General features: G+C 57.2%; 1 protein-coding gene. It reads left to right on the top strand.

The features are described from left to right. Positions 1-617, top strand: a 617-nt coding sequence (locus ACTJLC_RS31805) for an IS110 family transposase (protein ID WP_440846432.1), incomplete at both ends; no start/stop codon positions are given.

Raw genomic sequence — 617 nt, 5'->3', positions numbered from 1 at the left:
GTCTTTGCGCTGCATGGCGTCGGGACAACCGGCAAGCCCGAACTGGTTCGTCCGGAGGTCCGCCGCAGCAGATTGCTCGAAGTCGTGGCCTCACTTCCTCCATGTCTTATCGGGATGGAAACCTGTTCGGGCGCACATCACTGGGCGCGAGAGTTCGAAAAGTTCGGTCATACCGTTCGTCTGATGGCGCCGAAGTTCGTGGCGCCATACCGGATGGCGGGAAAGCGTGGAAAGAACGATGCCAATGATGCTGCGGCGATCTGCGAGGCGGTCACGAGGCCTAACATGAGGTTCGTGCCGGTCAAGACCATTGATCAGCAAGCCGACCTGTTTATTCACCGGGCGCGTCAGGGATACATCGAAGAGCGCACGGCGCTCATTAACAGAATCCGTGGTCTTCTGAGCGAACTCGGCATTGCGCTTCCGCTCAAGGCGAGTGCTATGCGGCGGGAGGCGCTCGCAGTACTGGAAGATTTGCCGGGCTGGTGCAACACGGCGATCGGTGACCTGCTTAGCCATCTTGGTCGTCTTGACGAACGGATCAAGGAGTACGACAAATATCTCGCACAATTAGCTAAACAGAATGATAGAGCACGTCGATTGATGAAGCTTGCTGG

This window comes from Paraburkholderia sp. 22099 (assembly GCF_052045835.1).
Classification (GTDB): Bacteria; Pseudomonadota; Gammaproteobacteria; order Burkholderiales; family Burkholderiaceae; genus Paraburkholderia; species Paraburkholderia terricola.
This window is presented reverse-complemented; position numbering and strand designations above follow the sequence as displayed.